Source organism: Sphingobacterium sp. Ag1 (genome assembly GCF_000988325.1).
Classification (GTDB): Bacteria; Bacteroidota; Bacteroidia; order Sphingobacteriales; family Sphingobacteriaceae; genus Sphingobacterium.
In genome coordinates this window covers 118,754-138,733 of sequence record NZ_LBGU01000035.1, presented here as the reverse complement: position 1 = coordinate 138,733, position 19,980 = coordinate 118,754, and the positions used below count along the sequence as shown (strand labels likewise).

Below are 19,980 nucleotides of genomic sequence, written 5' to 3'. Positions count from 1 at the left end.
TAAAACAGGGCTATCTATTTTGGATAGCCCTGTTTTATGTAATTCCAAACCTATTCCTGACAGTACCGTTTAAGTTATTCGATTATCAAAGAAGCTGGCTTCACGCTTTGGATATCTTCCTAATTTAGGTCAGCCCTGCGCTGCGATCAAAATGATTGTATGCTTTCAGTTAAACAATGTCCGTAACTTAATTGTTTTCTGTGTATTAAAATCGATTTCAATGACTATCCCACAATTATTTAAGAAAATTGTTCCCTTTGCCAAACCTTATCGTCAGTTGATTATTTATACGTTGCTATTAACGGTAGTGGGGTCTTTCGCGGCGCAAATAAACGCTTTTATTTTACGTTATACCGTAGATCAAATTAATGAGCTGATGGTCGCCAAGGAGCCTTTATCGAAAGGCATGTATCTTGTTGGTATAATCAGTATTATTTTACTAATTAAAGAAATTGTCTACGCTTTTGTGCAATTTGGTCAGAAATTTTACGGGGAGAAACTTCGCATTTATATCGCACGTGACTTTTCTCAATCCATTGTAAACCGTATTTTAACCTATAAGTTAGCCTTCTATACCTCAACCGACAATGAAAGTGGGAAATTGGCTACCCGGATAGATGCCGGGATTAGTTCGTTGACACGTCTGGTCCAAAATTTCTTTATTGATATTCTGCCTTTGTTTGCCAATGCAATCATTGCATTAATCTGTATGTTCTACGCTAATGTATACGTAGGTCTAGTGGGATTGGCTGTTATTCCCTTGTATCTTTATATTAGTCAGACCCAAGCCTCCAGATTGACGGGCTTTAGGAGGCAGATGCGCAAATACCGGGAGTCGAAAAATAATCGCATCATTAGTTTGATCGATTCAATTTTGGTAATTAAGTCTTTCGTTCGAGAGCCAGAAGAAGCGAAACGTCATGAAAAGATTCAATATGAAATGACTGAGAATCAAATGGAAACTCGAAAAACAAGTTTTTTTTACGATAGCATTAAAAATTTCGTAGAACAGATTGCCGTTGTCATAATTATTGTTTTAACGGCCTATCTTGTTCTCTCCGGCCAAATTACCATTGGTGCGATTATGTTTCATATTATGTTATTTAATAACGTTTCGGCGCCGATTCGTCAGCTGCACCGGATTTATGATGAGGTAAACGATGCCCTGGTCTATTCGGAATCTTTCTTTGAAATTTTGGAATCTGACGAGTATATAGAATCAAAGGGAGATTATAAGCCGGCACAGATAAAAGGACATTTGGCGCTACGGAATGTATTTTTTGAATATCCGAATGGGACGGTTGCTTTAAAGGATGTGAATTTTGAGATCAAGCCAAATGAAATTACGGCATTAGTGGGGCTGAGTGGAGCCGGGAAAAGTACGATTATCAACTTATTGGATAAATTTTATGAACCCACCAGTGGGCAAATTTTTTTGGATGGGGTAGACTTGGCAAAATACGATACAGCGTTTCTCCGTCGACATATCGGTATGGTATTGCAACGGAATCATATTTTTAAAGGAACTATCTTTGAAAATATTGAATATGGTAAAATGGGAAGTTCCAGGGAAGAGATCATTGAAGCGGCCAAAAAGGCCTATATCCATGAGCAGATTATGGATTTGCCCAAAGGTTACGATTCAGATGCGCAATCGCTGTCAGGGGGGCAGCAGCAGCGGATCGCTATAGCTCGTTTGTTTTTAAAAAATCCACCGATTATTTTTCTCGACGAGCCTACGGCTAATTTGGACGCCATTGCGACCGAACAGATTAAAAATAGTTTGGATGCCATAAAGAAAGACCGTACAGTAATTATCGTTTCCCACAGTATCTCCCAGATCATCGATTCCAATGCTATTGTGGTCATGGAAAAGGGGATGGTGGTGGAGAAAGGACAACACGAAGATCTATACGCACATAAAGGAACCTATTATGATATTTTCTCGGCAATGGCCAACAGCTTAAACCTGAGTAAAATAAGCAGAACATTACAAGCAGATGAAAGGTAGGGCATTATTAACTTGTGCGACTATGGAGTATCATGCCAATGACCACCAATACAATACCCATACAGGAATATACATTTGGAAGTGCCGCCTGCAAGATGAGAATTTCGCCTAGCAGCGTAAAAATAACTTCCATGGCCTGTGTTGCCTCTACAGCTGCTAAGGCTTTATGATCGTGATGAACGAAATCAGTAGCTGAGAAAAATAAAAGTGTTGCGATCACCCCCGAACAAATGGCCACTAAAAAGGTTTGGAAGAGCTGGCTATCAGTTGGTAAACCATGATCAGAATAGCCAAATAGACTCAGGATAATCCAAAATGGCATACTACAGAGCGTCATCCCGAGCGTGCGTTGAAAAGCATCTAACCTATTATTTGATATTTTCATCATTTTACGGTTACCTAAGGGATAGGCAATGGCACCGATCAATACAGGGATGGTTCCCAATAACATGCTGTTTAAGGAGGTTGACTGGGCTTCTGAAATTTGCATCAAAAGAATACCTAAAAAAATTAGAATGGAGAAGAGGAGTGAAGCTTTTGATATGCTTTTTCGCTGACCTTTCTTTTCGAGCAGCGGACCAATAAACATGCCGGCTATAATGGTGAATTCGAAAGTGCTGGCTACGAGCCAAGATGGGCCATAATTTGCGCCATAGGTAAGCGTCGCATAGAACAGTCCGAATCCGATGGTACTCCAAAGAAGCCATTGCCAAAGGTTGGATCTGATTTCTTTAAGTAAATCGATGAGGTTTCCTCTTATGGCAACAATGATAAGTAAGACTGGGAGCATCCAAATAAACCGTAAGGAGGCTGTCCATTGCCAGCTTCCACCGGACACGGCCATAATGCGGTTTAGAACGAAGGTACTGGCAAAAAATAAGGCGGCTAGCGTTCCTAAAAAAAGTGCATTTTTTTTATTCTTTTTTATTGTAAATTGGATTGGCATAAATAAGTGGAATGCGATGTATACTTAACTTTGTGAAAGTAAGCAAATGTCCGTTTAAATGAAAATGAAACAAAAACTAATTGATTTTTATCGCGATTTTCTCATTTAAAATTCCTTATTTTGCCTAATCAATAAAACAAGTAGTAAGAAAATTAATCAAGATGATTATACAACCAAGAACTAGAGGTTTTATTTGTTTAACCTCGCATCCACAAGGGGCTGCGCAAAACATTAAAAATCAAATTGAATACGTGAAATCCAAAGGTGAGATCGCGAATGGTCCAAAGAAAGTATTGGTAATCGGTGCTTCTACTGGATTTGGTATTGCATCTCGGATTTCTGCAGCATTTGGTTCTGGAGCTGCTACAATCGGTGTATTTTTTGAAAAACCTGCGGCAGAAGGCAAGCCCGGGACTGCGGGATGGTACAATTCCGCAGCTTTTGAGAAAGAAGCCCATGAGGCGGGATTATATGCCAAAAGTATCAATGGTGACGCTTTTTCGGACGAAGTGAAAAAACAAACTATTGAACTTATTAAAAAGGATCTGGGACAGGTTGATTTAGTGGTTTACAGTTTGGCATCACCACGCCGTACGCATCCAAAAACAGGCGTAGCACATGCTTCTGTTTTGAAACCGATACAAGAACCATTTACCAACAAAACGGTAGATTTCCATACGGGTGTAATTTCAGATATTACCATTCAGCCTGTTGAAAATGAAGAAGATATTGCGAATACTGTAGCTGTTATGGGTGGAGAAGACTGGAAGTTTTGGATCGAAGATCTTAAGGCTGCTGGTGTGTTAGCTTATGGAGCGAAAACAGTTGCCTATTCTTACATAGGTCCTGAACTTACTTATCCAATTTACCGCAATGGTACGATTGGTCGTGCGAAGGACGATTTAGAAGGCACAGTGCCTGCCATAAACGCGATTTTGAGCGATATTAATGGTGTATCCTATGTATCGGTAAATAAAGCTCTGGTTACGCAATCAAGCTCAGCTATTCCTGTTGTTCCTTTATACATTTCTTTATTGTATAAAGTCATGAAGGAAAAAGGAATTCACGAAGGTACAATAGAGCAAATGCAACGTTTGTTTGCTGAGCGACTTTATACTGCTGACGGTAAGGTATTGCTTGATGAGAAAGGTCGTATCCGTGTTGATGACTTAGAAATGCGTGAAGATGTTCAGGCTGAAGTTGCAGCATTGTGGGAGAAAGCAACAACTGAAAATTTAGCCGAAATTTCAGATATTGAAGGTTATCGTAACGAGTTTTTCAATTTGTTCGGTTTCAATTTTGAGGGTATCGATTACAATGCTGATACCAATGAAGTTGTTGGCGTACCTAGTATTGAAGGTTAACTTTAACGAATATACCTACAAAAAGAGCGGTGAATGTTTAAACATTCACCGCTCTTTTTGTAGGTATATCTTTGATACGATGTACGGATGTTTAGTGGAGACTATGGTGTCAGCTCCCGCTGTTTTTGATAGAGTAGGTTTCCAACAACGGCAAAACCAATGCAGACCATCATGGTACTAAATGGGTATATCGCTGTCATCCCCCTATTATTGGCCACAAAGCCAATTAATGGACCTGTGATGCCAAGTGAAATATCAATAAATAGCCCATAAGCAGCCAGAGCAGAGCCTTGTTGACTTTGGTCTACCCGTTTAATGGCTTCGACGCCAAGCGCAGGAAATACCAGTGAGAAGCCAAAACCCGTTAACGCAGCGCCCAATAGGGTCCATAAGGGATCAATTGCCACGGCGATAACCGTGAGGCCTACTGTTTCAACGAAAAGACTAACTAAGGCAACCTTGAGCCCACCATATTGGTCAATGACCTTATTGAAAATTAGCCGTGTTAAAATGAAAAATACGCCAAATAAAGTTAAGCACGCTGCCCCATTTTCCCAATTGAAATGTTCATAGTAAAGCGTCATAAAAGTGGAGATACTGCCAAACCCCAGACCACCTAAAGCAAGACAAATTCCAAAGGGAGCTACTAAAAGCAATACGCGTTTAAAACTCACTTTTTCAGCCTTTTTACCCGCCACTTGATAGGGTGTTTTTGCGCGGCAATAAAAATAGCCGAGCAGACCAATAGCACTGGTCAATAGAGCCAAAGCTTCATAATTGATATGATCCACCAGCAACACACCCAAGGGCGCACCAATAGCCAATGCACCATAGCTGGCTATTCCGTTGAAAGAGATCGCTTTTGCGGCATGTTCGTCGCCGAGCTCCATTAATGCCCAATTTATAGGGCTCGCACCCACTAGACCCTCTCCAATTCCAGTAAACAAGCGGGTAATAAGTAGGAGACCCAAACTGAGCAGAGGCTGAGACCGGAATAGAAAAACAAGCAGTAAAAGGAGTCCCGATAATGCAAAAAATAACATGCTGCGCAGAACGGAAATCTTGGGGCCCTTGGTGTCCACAATTTTTCCTGCATAACCGCGTAGTAGGAAAGTAGCGATATATTGAACGCTAATAACCAGTCCCGCAATAATTGTATTAAATCCTAAAGTTTGATGAATAAAGATGGGGAGGGTAGCAAGCGATAGGCCGATTGTGAGGTAACCAAGGAAAGTTAAAGAGACGTAGCCTAAAATCTTTTGATTGACCTCCCGAAGAGTAATTGTCATTATAAAAATTTTAGGCGAAATTACGTCTTTATGCTTGTTTTAAGAAATAAAATCAATAAACAACTGTCTCTTTAATATCACAATTTTTCTCGAGCCATTCTTGGTCAAATTGTTTTGGTGAAATTCTTTTGCCTTGATAGATATAGTAAACTTTTTCAGATTCGCCCTTTACTGGGGGACCAGGTATTTTATTGACAATCTTCTCTTCAGGACAGTCCTGTATCAAAGCCTGTTCTTTGACTTGACGAGTTTTACATGAATTAAAGGCGATTACAAGGATAAAAAGGTACAATAATTTATTCATGAGTTTAGTTTTAATACAATTGTTAACGTAAGCGCTGTTCAAAATGCGACATCAATTATTCAATAGTGTACAACTTTTTGATCGGCTATTTGTTCTATAAAAGATACCTGAAAGGCTAGAATCGCGACAGGAGAAATTAACGTTAGAAAAATTAAATAATTAGCATAGAAAACATGAGAAGAAAAGCAACCGCCCAATGGAACGGCAATCTGAAAGAAGGAAAAGGTAGCCTGACTACAGACAGTACAGCGTTGGATCATACGCAATATTCATTTTCGACACGGTTTGAAAATGGTGTGGGGACAAATCCCGAAGAATTATTGGCAGCAGCACATGCAGGATGTTTCACCATGCAATTGAGTGCTTTTCTTTCTGAGGCCGGTTTTGTTCCGGAAGAACTAACAACAGTTTCGACAATCGTGTTCGAGAATGGTTCAATTGTGCGATCTGAACTTGAACTGCACGGAAAGGTGCCAACGATAAGCGAAACTGAGTTTCAAACAATAGCGCATAAAGCGAAGGAAAACTGTCCGGTGAGTAAGGCATTCAGTTTCGAAAAAACCTTGGATGCAAAGCTCCTTTCATAAAGATATTCTATCGAACAAAAACTTGGTCTTTTTTCGTTAAAAGGAGAAAAAGCTGTTATTTTTGAGGCTAACATAAATAATTAGCAATATTGAATTTTAATCCATTGAGTTTTGGTTCAGAGAAAGAAAAATAAGTTAAGTTCAGCAGCGCTTGCGGAAAAGAATCTGGAAGCTGGAAAGGCATTTTTGGAAAAGTATGCCCAGCAAGAAGGAGTAGTCGTATGCGCATCGGGTTTGCATTATAAGGTATTAACAAAGGGGGCGGGGCAAATTCCCAAGAAGTCGGCTAAAGTTATCTGCTATTATAAAGGCGAGCTTTTAGACGGAACTGTATTCGATAGTTCGTATAAGCGGAAGCGCCCCGAAACGTTTTATATTAATGAACTCATTGTGGGTTGGCAAGAAGCGATTTCAATGATGCCGGTTGGATCAATCTGGGAGGTGTGCCTTCCACCAAAACTGGCTTATGGAAAGGAAGAGTTGTTACCTCGAAAAGGAGGAGAATGTACGTTGATATTTCAGATTGAGTTAATTGCGATTTTAGCTTAACCCTACAAAACTTCCATAAAAAAGCCCGCATCTGATGACGCGGGCTTTTTTATGGAAGTTTATTTTTTACTCCACTTCTTTGATCTTAGCATTGATCTCGGCAGTTTTAGCTTCGTCTTGCATAAAAATATAGTAGTTCTTTAAGTTCGTTAAAGCATCTACATTTTTTGGTTGCAAAGAAACTGCTTTCTCTAAGTAAGGAAGCACTGGCTTTAATTCAGCTTTAATTTTATTTAATTCTGCATCATATTGTGCTTGCGTCAATTTTCTGTTATTATTAACAACATTTAATTTTTCACGTGTTTTGTTCATCAACGTGATTGCTAAATTTGTATTGGCTTCAAAAAAGTTAGGATCAATCTCTAATGCTTTTTTGTATGCTGCAACTGCTGCTTCTTCGTTTTTCGCTGAAGATTGGGCTATGCCTAAGTAATAATTTAAGCTTTTATTGTTTGGATCTTTTGCTAATTGTGCAGTGATAGCATCAATTGTTTCTTTTTCGTGACCTGTAATCAGATTCAATTCGATGTTTTGAGTCATCGCCGCATTGTCATCTGGATAAGCTTCAGCCGCTTTTTTGGCATATTCAAGTGCTGAAGTTGTATCTTGCATAGAGAGGTACAATTTCGGTAGATCGACCATAATTGTTTTATGCGAAGAGAAATCTTTTCTTGGAATGAGTTCCTTATAGCGTTCCACAGCATTCTTATAATCCTTATTTGATAGCGCTGCAACACCGCTGTAATAAGTAACTAATGTATCTCCAGGAAGATAGGTCAACGCTTTTGTAAAAGAGCTGTACGATTCAGCATATTTTTGTGCTTGATATGCTTCTGCTCCCAAATTGAAATTATATTGTCCCAGAATTTGCTCTGCAACAGTAATATTCGCTTTATTCGCACCGTCCGTATCCAGCTGTTTTGCTTTTGCAATTCCGTCCTCCGCCAATTTCGCTAATTCAGATGACTTATCTATTGTTGATAGGTTTGCATTTACCAATGCATATACCGTCCACGCTTCCGCATTATCTTTTGTTTTGTCATTGACAACAGCTGCGTCAATAGCTTCTTTCGCCGATTTCAAATTAGGAATACCCAATTGAACCGTACCAGCGTCTTTCAATTCTTGGAATTTCGCTAGGGCAGATTTTGCCTTTTTAACATTGCCCGTCTGCGCAAAAGAAACTGAGGTAGATACAGTACCTATTGCTGCTAATAATAATAGAGATTTTAAATTCATATCTATTTAACTGTTAATTGATTCAATAATAAATTCACTCTGTCTAATTGTGATGCGTCATCAATAAGCTTATAATATTTAGCCAAAGCTTTAAGCGCATTGACATCATAGGGTTTAATCTCATTTGCCTTCAACAGATACTCGATGGTCAACTCTTGTATATCCTGGTTGGAAGGTTCCTTCAATAAAGTCTCCAGATTGATTAGCCCTAATGCAAGATTAGATTCATAATTATTCGGATCCAATCGTAATACATTATTATAATATTCTTTCGCTCGTTTTATATCATTGGCATTTTCGTAAGAATAGCCTGCAATATAATTCAGTTCGACATTTTCAGGTTCTAAACGGATGGCATCAGCAATGACATTTAAGATAGCGTCATAAGAATTATTGGCTGAATACACATCAATTAATCTAAAAAGTATCTGTTTATTTTCAGGAAATATAGCATGTCCTTTTTCAAGAACGTTCAAGACATCCTGTTTAGTACCTCCGAGCGAATAAATCTGTGCTAATTCAAGAAAGTAATTAGGCTTTGGATGTTCACTTTTAATGAGTTCGTCATAATATTTGATCGAATTCATATAATCTTTATTCTTGCCGGAGAGTACGGCCAGATTATATTTGAGATCATTATTTTTGAAGCCAAGTGAATCTATTCGAAGGTAAGCTTTATAAGCTTTATCAAATTTGCCATCTTTTAAAGCCAAAGCCCCCTGATAGGAGATCGCTCCAGCAAGATTTTGACGAATATAATCCATCTCCGCAGGAAAGTTTCGACGTGCTTTTTTTTGATCCAGAAGCTTGAGTGATTTGATGGATACGTCGATAGGATCCATTTTATACGACTGCTTCCTTGTCGAATCTGCAACTGCCAAGGAGCTATATACCAAGGCTCTCAGAAGGTTATTGTTGACAGAAGCTGAATCTTTTTTCGATTGGAAGGCAGCGTCTGCAAACTTTCGCGCATTTTCGAGATTTTTGAACTCGCCAGTTTTGGTATATAAAGCAAAACTGTTGCTGCCCTCTTTCAAATTGGATTGGGCAACAACAGTTAAACTACTTGCAGATATTAACAATGATATCAGTAAGTTTTTCATTAGACTATTTATTCTTCGTTTAAGTCCGTGTTTTCTTCAGAAGTCGAATCGCCATTTTCTGTTGACTCTTCGGTCAGTTCAGACTCTTCTTCAGACTCTTCTTCACGATCGACTTTCGTAATAGACGCGATCTCATCGTTATCTTTCAAATTAATGAGCCTTACACCTTGTGTTGCACGTCCCATTACTCTTAATTCTTCTACAGCAATGCGGATAACAATACCAGATTTGTTGATGATCATTAAATCTTCGTTATCTGTAACGCCTTTAATTGCAACGAGTTCGCCTGTCTTATCGGTGACATTAATTGTTTTCACACCTTTACCACCACGATTCGTTACGCGATAATCCTCGATATCTGTACGTTTTCCGTATCCTTTTTCAGAAACGACCAACACGGTAGTTTCCGAATCATTCACACTAATCATGCCAATCACCTCATCGCTTTCCGCTGCCAAGGTAATACCACGTACACCTGTTGCCGTTCTGCCCATTGGACGAACCGTAGATTCATTGAAACGAATTGCGCGACCAGAACGGAGTGCCATGACAATTTCGCTGCTTCCAGTAGTCAAACAAGCCTCAATCAATTGATCGCCTTCATTGATATTGATCGCATTGATACCATTTGCTCTTGGACGAGAATAGGCTTCCAAAGACGTCTTCTTAATCGTACCTTTTTTGGTACACATAATAATGAAGTTGTTTTCCAAATAATCTTGGTCTTTCAGGTTCTTCACCAGGATGAAGGCCTTTATTTTCTCTTCTTTTGGAACGTTGATGATATTTTGAAGTGCTCGACCTCTAGAAGTACGGCTTCCTTCAGGAATCTCAAATGCACGCAACCAGAAACAGCGACCTGCCTCTGTAAATAGCAGCATATAATTATGTGCCGAGGCTGTAATGATATGTTCGGTAAAATCTTCTTCGCGTGTATTTGTGCCAATTGATCCGCGGCCACCGCGACCTTGACGTTTGTATTCGGATAATGGTGTACGTTTTACGTAACTGTTGTGGGAGATTGTGATAACGATTTCTTCATCATCAATAAAATCTTCCATACGCATATCTTCAGCAGAGTGTACAATCTGGGATCTACGTTCGTCACCGTATTTTTCTTTGATTTCAATTAACTCATCTTTGATAATTTTCATACGAAGTCCCTCGTCTTCCAATATCGATTTTAAATAGTCAATTGTTTTCATCAATTCAGCATATTCCTCTTTAATCTTATCACGTTCTAGTCCTGTTAGACGACGTAAAGTCATATCAAGGATCGCGCGAGCCTGAAGATCGGATAGGCCAAATTTCTCCATTAATCCAAGGCGTGCATCTTCCGGAGTATCCGAATTACGGATCAATTTGATGACTTCATCCAAATGATCTAAGGCAATTAAATACCCCTCTAGAATATGAGCACGTTTTTCAGCTTCCGCCAGCTCATAGCGTGTACGTCTAACGATTACCTCATGTCTATGCTCCACAAACTCGTGAATCATGTCTTTCAGATTCAACAGCATTGGCCTTCCTTTAACTAAAGCAATGTTGTTTACTGAAAATGAAGTTTGTAGCGCTGTGTATTTAAACAAATTGTTTAAAACAACATTTGCATTTGCATCGCGCTTGATGTCGTACACAATACGCATCCCGGTACGGTCAGATTCATCACGAATAGCAGAAATTCCTTCTAATTTCTTTTCGTTAACTAATTCGGCTGTACGCTCGATCATATTCGCCTTGTTCACTTGATAAGGAATTTCGGTGACGATAATCTGCTCTCTACCCGATTTGGTTGCTTCTATTTCAGCTTTTGCACGCATAACAATACGGCCACGACCTGTATTACAAGCATCTTGAACCCCAGCATAGCCGTAGATTAATGCACCTGTAGGGAAGTCTGGACCTTTGATGTGCTGCATCAATTCCGAAACCTCGATATCACGATTATCAATAAAAGCGATTGTACCATCGATAACCTCGGATAGGTTATGTGGGGCCATATTTGTAGCCATACCCACTGCAATCCCCGAAGCTCCGTTGACCAGGAGATTTGGAATACGGGTGGGAAGGACTGTTGGTTCTTGTAGGGAATCGTCAAAGTTATTTTGGAAATCAACCGTATCTTTGTTGATATCAGATAGCATTTCCTCGGCAATTTTCTTTAATCTTGCCTCCGTATAACGCATCGCCGCAGGTGGATCGCCATCGATGGAACCGTAGTTACCTTGACCATCTACCAAAGGATAACGTAAACTCCAATCTTGAGCCATACGAACCATGGTGTCATAAACGGATGAATCACCATGAGGGTGATATTTACCTAATACGTCACCAACGATACGGGCAGACTTTTTGTAAGGCTTGCCACTGGTAACCCCTAAGTCCAGCATGCCATAAAGAACACGTCTGTGTACTGGCTTCATGCCATCACGCGCATCAGGAAGTGCTCTTGATACAATGACAGACATGGAGTAGTCAATGTAGGCAGACTTCATCTGATCCTCGATGTTAATTGGGATAATCCGGTCGTTTGCCGGAACAAGATTGTTGTCGTTTTCTGTTTCTTCAGCCATATGAATTTGGTTTCAATAAAACTAGTATGCAAGCCCTCTAAACTGGCTTGCCACGCATGCGAAGTTACAAAAATTTAACCTCAAAAGCGAATGATTTAAGCCCTAATATACACAAAAAAGACAATCTTTTATGGATTGTCTTGGTACTTATGGGGTATCCTTTTTATTTGATTTTTTTAAAGCGGAGCCGAATCGAATTGCCGATGACAATTAAGTCTGAAAAGGCCATGCTTAGGGCTGCAAGCATAGGTCCGAGAAAGCCAACCGCAGCAAGCGGTATGGCCACAATATTGTACGCGAACGCCCAAAAGAGATTTTGCTTTATCGTCAATAGGGTATGGTGACCAATTTTCAGCAGCTTTTCAATAGATTTGAGCTCATCGTTTAATAAAACCACCTTTGCCGATTGGATGGCAATATGTGTCGAATCGCCAAGCGAGATGCCAACATCGGCAGCAGCTAATGCAGGAGCGTCATTGATACCGTCACCAACCATTGCGGTAGGGCCATTCTTTTTGAGTTTGAACAAGATTGCTAATTTTTCTTCTGGCGATTTGTCCCAATATACATCCGCAATACCAAGCTTCTGTGCTGTGCGTTCACATTTGCTTTGTCGATCCCCACTCAAAAGAATAGGCCGTATGCCTCTATCTTTGAGGTATTGGATCAGTTCCTTTGCGTAGGGCTTAATCTGATCTTCGAGGACAATGCCTGCAATTACAACGCCATTGATGGTTAAGGTAAGGTCGTAGCGATTGGAGTAATCTTTTTCGCCAAGTTTTGCATTACAAATGGAATAGTTATTTCCATTTGTGTCGGTCGCAAAGATTCCTTTCCCTTTTATTTCATTGACTTCTTTAAAGATAATGCGGTAAGATTTTATCTCCTTGAGCTGTTTTCGGATCGACTTGGCGATCGGATGGCTCGAATAACTCTCCAATTGTGCGATGATCGATTCGACTTGCGATTGTTCGATACCAAAGGTCTGAATCGCTTTGATATTAAAATCGCCTGTCGTTAGGGTCCCCGTTTTGTCAAATACCATCTGTTTGAGATCGGACATCTCCTCGATGGTGCTTCCGCCTTTGATCAGTATTCCACTTTTTGCAGCTCTTCCCAGGCCAACCATGACGGCAGTAGGTGTGGCTAGCCCCATGGCGCATGGACAGGATACAACAAGGGTAGCTATGGCATTCATGAGGGATTGCTGCAGCGGCAATTGTGCGATAAAATAAGTAACAAAAAAAGTGAAAAATGATATCGTCACAACGATTGGAACGAAATAAGCAGCTACTTTATCACCGAATTTTTGAATAGGTGGCTTTTTACTCTGCGCATCTTTAATTAATTGGATAATCTGATACAGTACACTTTTAGACCCAACTTTGGTCGCCACGATTCTGATATTTCCTTCGGTTAGTAAGGTACCGCCAATGACGGCATCATACTTAAGTTTTTCAATAGGTAGACTTTCTCCGGTTAGCATAGATTCGTCCACCCAAGCCTGTCCTTCCAAAATATCGCCATCAGCGGGGATGAGATTTCCAGAATTTACCTTTAAAATATCACCGGATTTAATTTCTCGGGCTAATAGCTCGACTTCTTGGTCATTTTCAATTTTGATAGCGGGTATATCTTGATATTTAACCAGCTCTTTGATGGCTGATGTGGTTTTGGTAACGGCTCTTTTTTCGAGGACATTTCCCAAAAATACCAATGTTATGATTGTTGCACATGTTTCGTAGAACTGGTAATCATGTCCTAGATTATAATATGTACCAATGAGACTATAGGCAAAAGCAGCTGTAGATCCAATAAAGATGAGTACATCCATATTGGGCATTTTGTTCCAGATGGAACGAAATGCACTGATGCCAAAATAGGAAAAACCAATGATGTAAACTGGGGCACAAAGCGCGAGTTGGATAAAGGGATCATGCAGAATAGGTAAATTCGTAAACATGTGACTCCACAAGGGTATCGTAAAGATGAGGCAGCAGAGGAACTTAAGCTCGATAGATTTCCAAAAGCTAGGTTTCTTATCCTTACCCTCCATAACTTTGTAACCCAAAGACTCAATGCCTTTGACCAGCACAGGTATTTGTTCCAGCGGTATCTCCGAAAATTTCACTTCATCTGATGCAAAATCGACATAGATATCCTTAGCACCGTTGTTTTCTAGGTATTTGTGGATTGAAATAGCGCAATTTGCACAGTGCATTCCGCTTACGTTAAGTTCAGTTTGCACGTTCGATTCCTTCATTTAATAGCATGTAATGTCTTTAGGCAAAGATAGCTATTTCCTGATAATGCTTTTTACGTAAAGTAAAATTGTTTAGTTTAGCAAGCCTGTTTGAAGCCATTTTATATGAAATATCGTGAATAGTGAATGGGAGAACATTAAATTTGACTAGATAGACAACTTAAGCTTGTGTAAAAAATGACAAAACCGATTTCAATTTCTTTTATCGTCCGAATTATATTGTTAATTGCGCTAACGGCATCCTTTGTTCAATTTGAAACCTTTTATAAGCAGCGGGAGATCATCCAGAATATGGCATACGGCTTAAATACTTTTCTAACAGCTAGTGTCCTGATCTCCATTGGTCATTTTATCCTTGTAAAACTATACAATAGCCGAAATGAGCAGCAGGTTGTACGGGGTAATTTTGTGCTCGGAATTACGCGTGTCGCCACGGTAGGCAATGTCTTTTTCATTATTGTCAGCCTAATGATAGCGGTTGGGATTAACCCAAAAGATTTTATCACCAGCATGACAATTGTCGCAATGGCCATTGCTGTGATTTTTAGAGAATACATCACGAATATGATATCTGGTTTGATTATTATGTTTTCGGATCAGTTTTCTGTAGGAGATCGCCTAAAAATCGGCGAATATCAGGGGAAAATTGTGGATATTACGTTGGCTAATCTGGTTGTGCGCGATGAAGATGACGACGCTGTGATGATTCCCAATAATTTGGTGTTTACTGCAACGTTGGTCAATAAGACCTCCCAAAAGTCAAATAAAATTGTTGTAAAATTCGAATTGCCGATTGATCGCTCGTTTGCAGTGGCGGAATTGGAACAGTATTTAAGTCCATTATTACAAAAAAATCCAAATTTAGATCATTCCCAAGGTTTTACAATTAAGGTCGCCGATATGACTAAAGATTATATCAAGTATAAAGTTGAGGTTAGTGCAATCTCGTCCAGCAATAAAGTACATCAACAGGTACAAAGCAGCATATTAAATGAAATCCTGCAGTTTACGAGACTGTAGGGTCAAATCTTTCTTACTTTGACATTTTTAACAAAGTGGTGGCTTCCTTTTTCCAAAATAAGATCGGCGCGATATCTCGTTGGCAAAATGTTTTTAATTAGATTGGGCTTATTAATTTCGTTCCAGATATTTACAGCCATGGTGTGACTTTCATCAGCTGTCATATTAGCATATTTATGGAAAAATGAAGCCGGATTTTGAAATGCAGTGGCACGCAGTGACTCAAATCGATTGGTATACCATTCAATAAGATTTTTCTCGCTGGCATGTACATAGATTGAATAATCAAAAAAGTCGGAAACGAATACGCTATGTCCCTTTCGTGGTCGCTGGGAATTGACTTGTAATACATTTATCCCTTCTACAATAAGGATGTCGGGTTGTTCAATCACTTGTTGCTGTTCGTCCGGCAACACGTCATAGACCAGGTGGCTGTATACTGGAACCGTAATTTTTGGAGCTCCTGATTTCACTGCTGAAAGGAAATGAATCAATCTTTTAGCATCATAGCTTTCAGGAAAGCCTTTTCGGTTTAGAATACCACGTTCGATAAGATATTGATTCGGGTAAAGAAAACCGTCTGTGGTCACCAAATCGACCTTCGGTTTGGACGGGAGTAAACTAAGCACACGTTGTAGCACACGGGCTGTCGTACTTTTTCCCACAGCAACCGACCCAGCTATACCGATGATATAAGGCAGTTTGCTCACTTCCTTGCCAAAGAAGCGGTTTGTACGCTGATGAAGACTTTGGAAACGATCAATATGAATCTCAAGTAGATGACTCAAGGGAAAGTAGACTTCTTCTATTTCCTGATTTGTCAAGGGCTCATTCAGTGCATGGAGATTTTCCAGATCTTCGACACTGAAATTGTGCAATACTTTTCCGTTTAAATTTTTCCAGTCTTCACGTTTGATCGATCTAAAAGGCGAGTCTATTGCTATTTGTGGATCCAATTGCATTGTTTGCTTTATTTTTATTCCAATTATCTATATTGCAGGACAAGTAACCTTTTCTATTCGATTCTAGGAGCTATTAAAGGTCTTTTTTGCGCGGACAAATATAAATAGTGTTATCCGTTATCCCAAGAAACATTATAAATGATTTGAAGTTATTACAATAGGATTTGATAATATCTTATGAACGGGGCACTTTTCAGCAATTTTGAACAACCGTTGCTTTTGCACCTCATCTAAATCTCCTTTAAAGCTGATAAAGCATTGTATATAGGTCGTTTGCTGCTGCTCACTTGTTTGCACCTCATAAGATAAACGCACCTGTACTTCTTCCAGCGGCCAATTTTTGCGGTCCGCATACATTTTGACGGTAATGGCTTTGCAGCTCCCTAAGGATGATAACAGTAATGGAGTAGGGTTTATGCCCTGATCTTCACCGCCTATATCTTCAGGTTCATCGACCGTTATTTGATGCTTTCCGTATTGTACTGTAGTTGTATAGGGGATTTTCCCTATTGAAACGATTACTTCATTGTCCATAAGCGATAGAAATTAGGATTCAACGTCTTCTAATAGACCTTCAATGATAAGGCTCCCAGTTGCAGGATTTGTTGCCAAAGGGACATTGTAAAGATCACATACACGCATAAGCATTTGAATATCTGGTTCATGTGCATGTTTTCCTAGTGGATCGCGAAAGAAAATAATGCCGTCCACTTTTCTTTCGGCGGCTAAAGCTGCGATCTGTGCATCACCACCCATGGGGCCACTTAATTTTAATTCTACAGGCAGTCCTGTCTGCCTGACATAAGAGCCTGTAGTACCTGTGGCAATGATATTGGCGCGCTCCAATAATTCCTGGTGGTCTTTGACAAATGCGACCATTTCAGGTTTTTTGCCGTCGTGGGCTATTAGTGCGATTGTTTTTTTCATCACAATATAATAATTTGTAAATAGTTGACACTGTTATAACAGCAGACCTTTCTGTAGTATAAGTATGTTATTTAAAAAATATGTATGAGATAATTATTGCTGCGATTACACCGGCTAATTCGGCTAATAATGCACATGGTAAGGCATGCCTAGTACGTTTTATGCCCACTGCACCAAAATATACGGCGAGGACATAAAAAGTAGTTTCTGTCGATCCCTGTATAACACAAGCAACCCTGGCTGCGAAGTCCATTGGACCTTTGGCATTCATCAAATCGACCATAAGTCCACGTGCACCGGAGCCGCTAAGCGGTTTCATAAAGGCTACCGGTAAAGCGTCTACAAAAGATGTGTCTAGACCACATAATGCGATGGCTTTGGAAATTCCAGCGACCATATAGTCCATCGTTCCTGATGCTCTAAATACCGCAATACCAACAAGCATGGCGACAAGATAGGGGATTATTTTTACAGAAACTTCGAAGCCCTCTTTGGCACCTTCAATAAATGAATCGTACACATTTACTTTACGGAAAAGAGCCAAACCTATGAAAGAGGTAAATAAGCTGAATAAAATAACATTACCAAATACTTTGCTGAATATTTCAATTTCTGTTTGTTGCAGTCCCGAAAAGTAATAAAGTAGTCCACCGATAAATAATCCCATTGCACCCAGGTATCCTAGAATTACACGGTTAAATAAATTGATTTTTTGATAGATGGAAACGAGAATCAAAGCCACCAATGTGGAAAAGAAGGTTGCGATCAAAATTGGCAGAAATACATCTGAAGGGTCTGGAGCACCAGCTTCCTTCCGATAAGCCATAATTGAAATAGGCAATAGGGTTAAGCTAGATGCATTGAGGACAATAAACATGATCTGTGCATTGGTAGCGGTTTCCTTATTGGGATTGAGCTCCTGGAGTTCCTTCATCGCTTTAAGGCCCAATGGCGTTGCCGCATTATCTAATCCCAACGCATTAGCCGAGAAATTCATCAGAATTGAGCCAAGTGCCGGGTGATTTCTGGGTATTTCCGGAAATAGTTTATGGAAAAAAGGGCCCACGATTTTTGCAAAAATATTGATCATACCGCCTTTTTCGCCAATTTTCATAATTCCAAGGGCAAAACTCATCATGCCGATCAGCCCTAAAGAGATTTCCGCCCCCGTTTTTGCACTGTCAAAGATTGAATTTACAATTTGCTGAAAGATTTCCGTATCTCCGAAAAAGATTAGTTTTACAAGGGCTACGGCAAATGTGATTAAAAAAAATGCAACCCAAACGTAGTTTAATGCCATATAGATTTAAAATATGCGTAAAAGTAATCTTTTAGAACTTATCCATCAACTGGCTCCATGGATTTTTCTTCTTATTTTGACTCTTTTCCTTAATGAGGTGTGCAACGATATAATCCAATGTATCCTCGTGCTCACTGATCATTTTATCGGATAGGGAAATCAACTTCTGTATATTATTGGGCGAGGCTGCATCTAGCGACGCATTGATACTAGACAAGTTGGAAGGCTCTATGCGCAGATAATTTTGTTGCTTGCCATTATTTTGGAATAGTTGCCGAATAAAAAATTCGGTACTCTCGGAAGATGCACTTGTCATAATGTCAACTAAAGCGGGGCCGATTTGTATAGCAAGTTTCTTCTTAAAATGTTCGTAGTTATAAGCTGTCTTTGACATTCCCGTACCTAAGGATACCATAAACATGTCGTTTATCTGCGTGCTGTTAAAAGCCTTTAAAACTTCAAGTAAACCACATATGGAGGGGTTTTGAGCAAACACACCGCCATCAATCAACGGATATCTTGTTTTTGAAAGGGAATAGATCTCTGCAACAGGAAAAAATGTGGGCGCAGCGGATGTCGCCTTGCAGACGTCTTTGAGGTAGAAATCCCGTGCTTCGCCATGCGTAATTGCTTTTTGCTGCCTGAAAAAATGATTTTTCCGTAATTCAATGTTATATGCAGTGATGATACATGGTTTGATAAGATGGCTCAATTGTGCATTTTGAAAATATTCATCCAGGACATTCGATAATGGATTCGACGAATACAGCTCACTGACCAGGCCAAATCCACTCAGAAATCGACGCCATTTGGAGGCCGTGAAAATTTCAGTTCCATGGTTGACGAATAAGTTTAACGCATCTCGAGCTGAAAATTTAGGATGCGTGGGATTGCCTTCTTCCGGATACAAGAGAATGCTCGTTAGAATTCCGCCGCTGCTTGTACCCGCAATAAAGTCAAAGTAGGAGGCAATCCGTGTATTAGGATCCATCGTCTGCTTTTGCAACTTCTCTTCGAGAGCCACAAGAACCATTGCAGGAATGATACCCCGGATACCACCGCCGTCAAGCGCGAGAATATTCTTCATAAGCTAAAAACTGATTTAGTTAACGATATGTAAATATAATAAATGTCTACAATTGGCAGGAGTCATATATTGGTGACAATTGTCAGCGATCCTGTGCTTCAATGCATAGCGAATCTATTTCGCTGTATCACTTTGGACAGCATCGTTCTTCCCGCTTAACAGTTTCTAAATTGATGGGGATTTATTATACGGTTTATAGGGAGGTAACAGGGGGTTAGCAGGGATTTACCCCTGTTATACCCCTGTTAACCCCCTGTTAACCCCCAGTAATACCCTTGATAACATAGGAACTGATGGGCGCACTATACAAAATCTGATCGAATGAGGGACACTACAGAAAAGAATCTCCGGGTTTGTGGGGCGTATGCACTGTTGTAAATACTTTTACAAATTTGTCCTAAACAAAAAAGCTGCCTCAATAAAATTTGAGACAGCTTTTTTAGCTAGCATAAATAC

General features: G+C 39.8%; 17 protein-coding genes. 5 read left to right on the top strand and 12 right to left on the bottom strand.

Features of this window, described 5'->3' with window-relative positions; translation table 11 throughout:
* Positions 1-220: 220 nt before the first annotated feature.
* Positions 221-2,011 carry an ABC transporter ATP-binding protein gene (locus AAW12_RS10535; protein ID WP_046673575.1) on the top strand — a complete coding sequence of 597 codons (1,791 nt, stop codon included), beginning with the start codon at positions 221-223 and terminating at the stop codon, positions 2,009-2,011.
* Between the two features lie 7 nt (positions 2,012-2,018).
* Here the strand turns inward: AAW12_RS10535 and AAW12_RS10530 are convergent, their stop codons facing one another.
* Positions 2,019-2,957 (bottom strand): multidrug resistance efflux transporter family protein, encoded by a 939-nt coding sequence (locus AAW12_RS10530; protein WP_046673574.1) that lies wholly within the window; start codon positions 2,955-2,957, stop codon positions 2,019-2,021.
* 161 nt (positions 2,958-3,118) lie between these two features.
* On the opposite strand from AAW12_RS10530, the gene fabV reads away from it, so the two are divergent.
* Positions 3,119-4,321, top strand: a complete 1,203-nt coding sequence (gene fabV / locus AAW12_RS10525) for an enoyl-ACP reductase FabV (RefSeq protein WP_046673573.1) — start codon at positions 3,119-3,121, stop codon at positions 4,319-4,321.
* A 101-nt stretch (positions 4,322-4,422) separates the two neighbouring features.
* On the opposite strand, the gene AAW12_RS10520 is transcribed toward fabV, so the two are convergent.
* The gene (locus AAW12_RS10520; RefSeq protein WP_046673572.1) at positions 4,423-5,610 is read right to left on the bottom strand and encodes an MFS transporter; all 1,188 of its coding nucleotides are present in this window, start codon (positions 5,608-5,610) and stop codon (positions 4,423-4,425) included.
* 52 nt (positions 5,611-5,662) lie between these two features.
* Positions 5,663-5,914 carry a hypothetical protein gene (locus AAW12_RS10515; RefSeq protein ID WP_046673571.1) on the bottom strand — a complete coding sequence of 84 codons (252 nt, stop codon included), beginning with the start codon at positions 5,912-5,914 and terminating at the stop codon, positions 5,663-5,665.
* A gap of 173 nt (positions 5,915-6,087) precedes the next feature.
* On the opposite strand from AAW12_RS10515, the gene AAW12_RS10510 reads away from it, so the two are divergent.
* Together AAW12_RS10510 and AAW12_RS10505 are read left to right on the top strand one after the other, a co-directional pair.
* Positions 6,088-6,501 (top strand): OsmC family protein, encoded by a 414-nt coding sequence (locus AAW12_RS10510; protein ID WP_046673570.1) that lies wholly within the window; start codon positions 6,088-6,090, stop codon positions 6,499-6,501.
* Between the two features lie 111 nt (positions 6,502-6,612).
* The gene (locus tag AAW12_RS10505) at positions 6,613-7,050 is read left to right on the top strand and encodes an FKBP-type peptidyl-prolyl cis-trans isomerase (protein WP_053003617.1); all 438 of its coding nucleotides are present in this window, start codon (positions 6,613-6,615) and stop codon (positions 7,048-7,050) included.
* A gap of 66 nt (positions 7,051-7,116) precedes the next feature.
* Here AAW12_RS10505 and AAW12_RS10500 read toward each other — a convergent pair whose 3' ends face one another.
* The 4 genes from AAW12_RS10500 to AAW12_RS10485 form a co-directional block, all read right to left on the bottom strand.
* Positions 7,117-8,289 (bottom strand): tetratricopeptide repeat protein, encoded by a 1,173-nt coding sequence (locus tag AAW12_RS10500; protein ID WP_046673569.1) that lies wholly within the window; start codon positions 8,287-8,289, stop codon positions 7,117-7,119.
* A 2-nt stretch (positions 8,290-8,291) separates the two neighbouring features.
* Positions 8,292-9,392: a tetratricopeptide repeat protein gene (locus AAW12_RS10495; RefSeq protein ID WP_046673568.1), complete on the bottom strand. Its 1,101-nt coding sequence runs from the start codon at positions 9,390-9,392 to the stop codon at positions 8,292-8,294.
* A gap of 8 nt (positions 9,393-9,400) precedes the next feature.
* Positions 9,401-11,965: a DNA gyrase subunit A gene (gene gyrA, locus AAW12_RS10490; RefSeq protein ID WP_046673567.1), complete on the bottom strand. Its 2,565-nt coding sequence runs from the start codon at positions 11,963-11,965 to the stop codon at positions 9,401-9,403.
* A 163-nt stretch (positions 11,966-12,128) separates the two neighbouring features.
* Positions 12,129-14,228, bottom strand: a complete 2,100-nt coding sequence (locus AAW12_RS10485) for a heavy metal translocating P-type ATPase (protein WP_046673566.1) — start codon at positions 14,226-14,228, stop codon at positions 12,129-12,131.
* Between the two features lie 177 nt (positions 14,229-14,405).
* Here AAW12_RS10485 and AAW12_RS10480 point away from each other — a divergent pair, with 177 nt between their 5' ends.
* Positions 14,406-15,248: a mechanosensitive ion channel family protein gene (locus AAW12_RS10480; protein WP_046673565.1), complete on the top strand. Its 843-nt coding sequence runs from the start codon at positions 14,406-14,408 to the stop codon at positions 15,246-15,248.
* Between the two features lie 2 nt (positions 15,249-15,250).
* On the opposite strand, the gene coaA is transcribed toward AAW12_RS10480, so the two are convergent.
* From coaA to AAW12_RS10455, 5 genes are all read right to left on the bottom strand, one after another.
* Positions 15,251-16,210, bottom strand: a complete 960-nt coding sequence (coaA, locus tag AAW12_RS10475) for a type I pantothenate kinase (protein WP_046673564.1) — start codon at positions 16,208-16,210, stop codon at positions 15,251-15,253.
* Between the two features lie 132 nt (positions 16,211-16,342).
* A complete protein-coding gene (locus AAW12_RS10470; RefSeq protein WP_046673563.1) occupies positions 16,343-16,744 on the bottom strand; it encodes an OsmC family protein in 402 nt (133 codons plus the stop codon).
* A gap of 12 nt (positions 16,745-16,756) precedes the next feature.
* Positions 16,757-17,137: a methylglyoxal synthase gene (locus tag AAW12_RS10465; RefSeq protein WP_046673562.1), complete on the bottom strand. Its 381-nt coding sequence runs from the start codon at positions 17,135-17,137 to the stop codon at positions 16,757-16,759.
* A gap of 67 nt (positions 17,138-17,204) precedes the next feature.
* Positions 17,205-18,437 (bottom strand): nucleoside recognition domain-containing protein, encoded by a 1,233-nt coding sequence (locus tag AAW12_RS10460; RefSeq protein WP_046673561.1) that lies wholly within the window; start codon positions 18,435-18,437, stop codon positions 17,205-17,207.
* Between the two features lie 31 nt (positions 18,438-18,468).
* Positions 18,469-19,524, bottom strand: coding sequence for a patatin-like phospholipase family protein (locus AAW12_RS10455; protein ID WP_046673560.1), 1,056 nt, complete (start codon positions 19,522-19,524; stop codon positions 18,469-18,471).
* Between the last annotated feature and the right edge of the window lie 456 nt (positions 19,525-19,980).

Bases quoted from the DNA above. Each gene is read 5' to 3' on its own strand.
- AAW12_RS10535 (WP_046673575.1), top strand. From the start codon at position 221: ATGACTATCCCACAATTATTTAAGAAAATTGTTCCCTTTGCCAAACCT.
- AAW12_RS10530 (WP_046673574.1), bottom strand. From the start codon at position 2,957: ATGCCAATCCAATTTACAATAAAAAAGAATAAAAAAAATGCACTTTTT.
- fabV (WP_046673573.1), top strand. From the start codon at position 3,119: ATGATTATACAACCAAGAACTAGAGGTTTTATTTGTTTAACCTCGCAT.
- AAW12_RS10520 (WP_046673572.1), bottom strand. From the start codon at position 5,610: ATGACAATTACTCTTCGGGAGGTCAATCAAAAGATTTTAGGCTACGTC.
- AAW12_RS10515 (WP_046673571.1), bottom strand. From the start codon at position 5,914: ATGAATAAATTATTGTACCTTTTTATCCTTGTAATCGCCTTTAATTCA.
- AAW12_RS10510 (WP_046673570.1), top strand. From the start codon at position 6,088: ATGAGAAGAAAAGCAACCGCCCAATGGAACGGCAATCTGAAAGAAGGA.
- AAW12_RS10500 (WP_046673569.1), bottom strand. From the start codon at position 8,289: ATGAATTTAAAATCTCTATTATTATTAGCAGCAATAGGTACTGTATCT.
- AAW12_RS10495 (WP_046673568.1), bottom strand. From the start codon at position 9,392: ATGAAAAACTTACTGATATCATTGTTAATATCTGCAAGTAGTTTAACT.
- gyrA (WP_046673567.1), bottom strand. From the start codon at position 11,965: ATGGCTGAAGAAACAGAAAACGACAACAATCTTGTTCCGGCAAACGAC.
- AAW12_RS10485 (WP_046673566.1), bottom strand. From the start codon at position 14,228: ATGAAGGAATCGAACGTGCAAACTGAACTTAACGTAAGCGGAATGCAC.
- AAW12_RS10480 (WP_046673565.1), top strand. From the start codon at position 14,406: ATGACAAAACCGATTTCAATTTCTTTTATCGTCCGAATTATATTGTTA.
- coaA (WP_046673564.1), bottom strand. From the start codon at position 16,210: ATGCAATTGGATCCACAAATAGCAATAGACTCGCCTTTTAGATCGATC.
- AAW12_RS10470 (WP_046673563.1), bottom strand. From the start codon at position 16,744: ATGGACAATGAAGTAATCGTTTCAATAGGGAAAATCCCCTATACAACT.
- AAW12_RS10465 (WP_046673562.1), bottom strand. From the start codon at position 17,137: ATGAAAAAAACAATCGCACTAATAGCCCACGACGGCAAAAAACCTGAA.
- AAW12_RS10460 (WP_046673561.1), bottom strand. From the start codon at position 18,437: ATGGCATTAAACTACGTTTGGGTTGCATTTTTTTTAATCACATTTGCC.
- AAW12_RS10455 (WP_046673560.1), bottom strand. From the start codon at position 19,524: ATGAAGAATATTCTCGCGCTTGACGGCGGTGGTATCCGGGGTATCATT.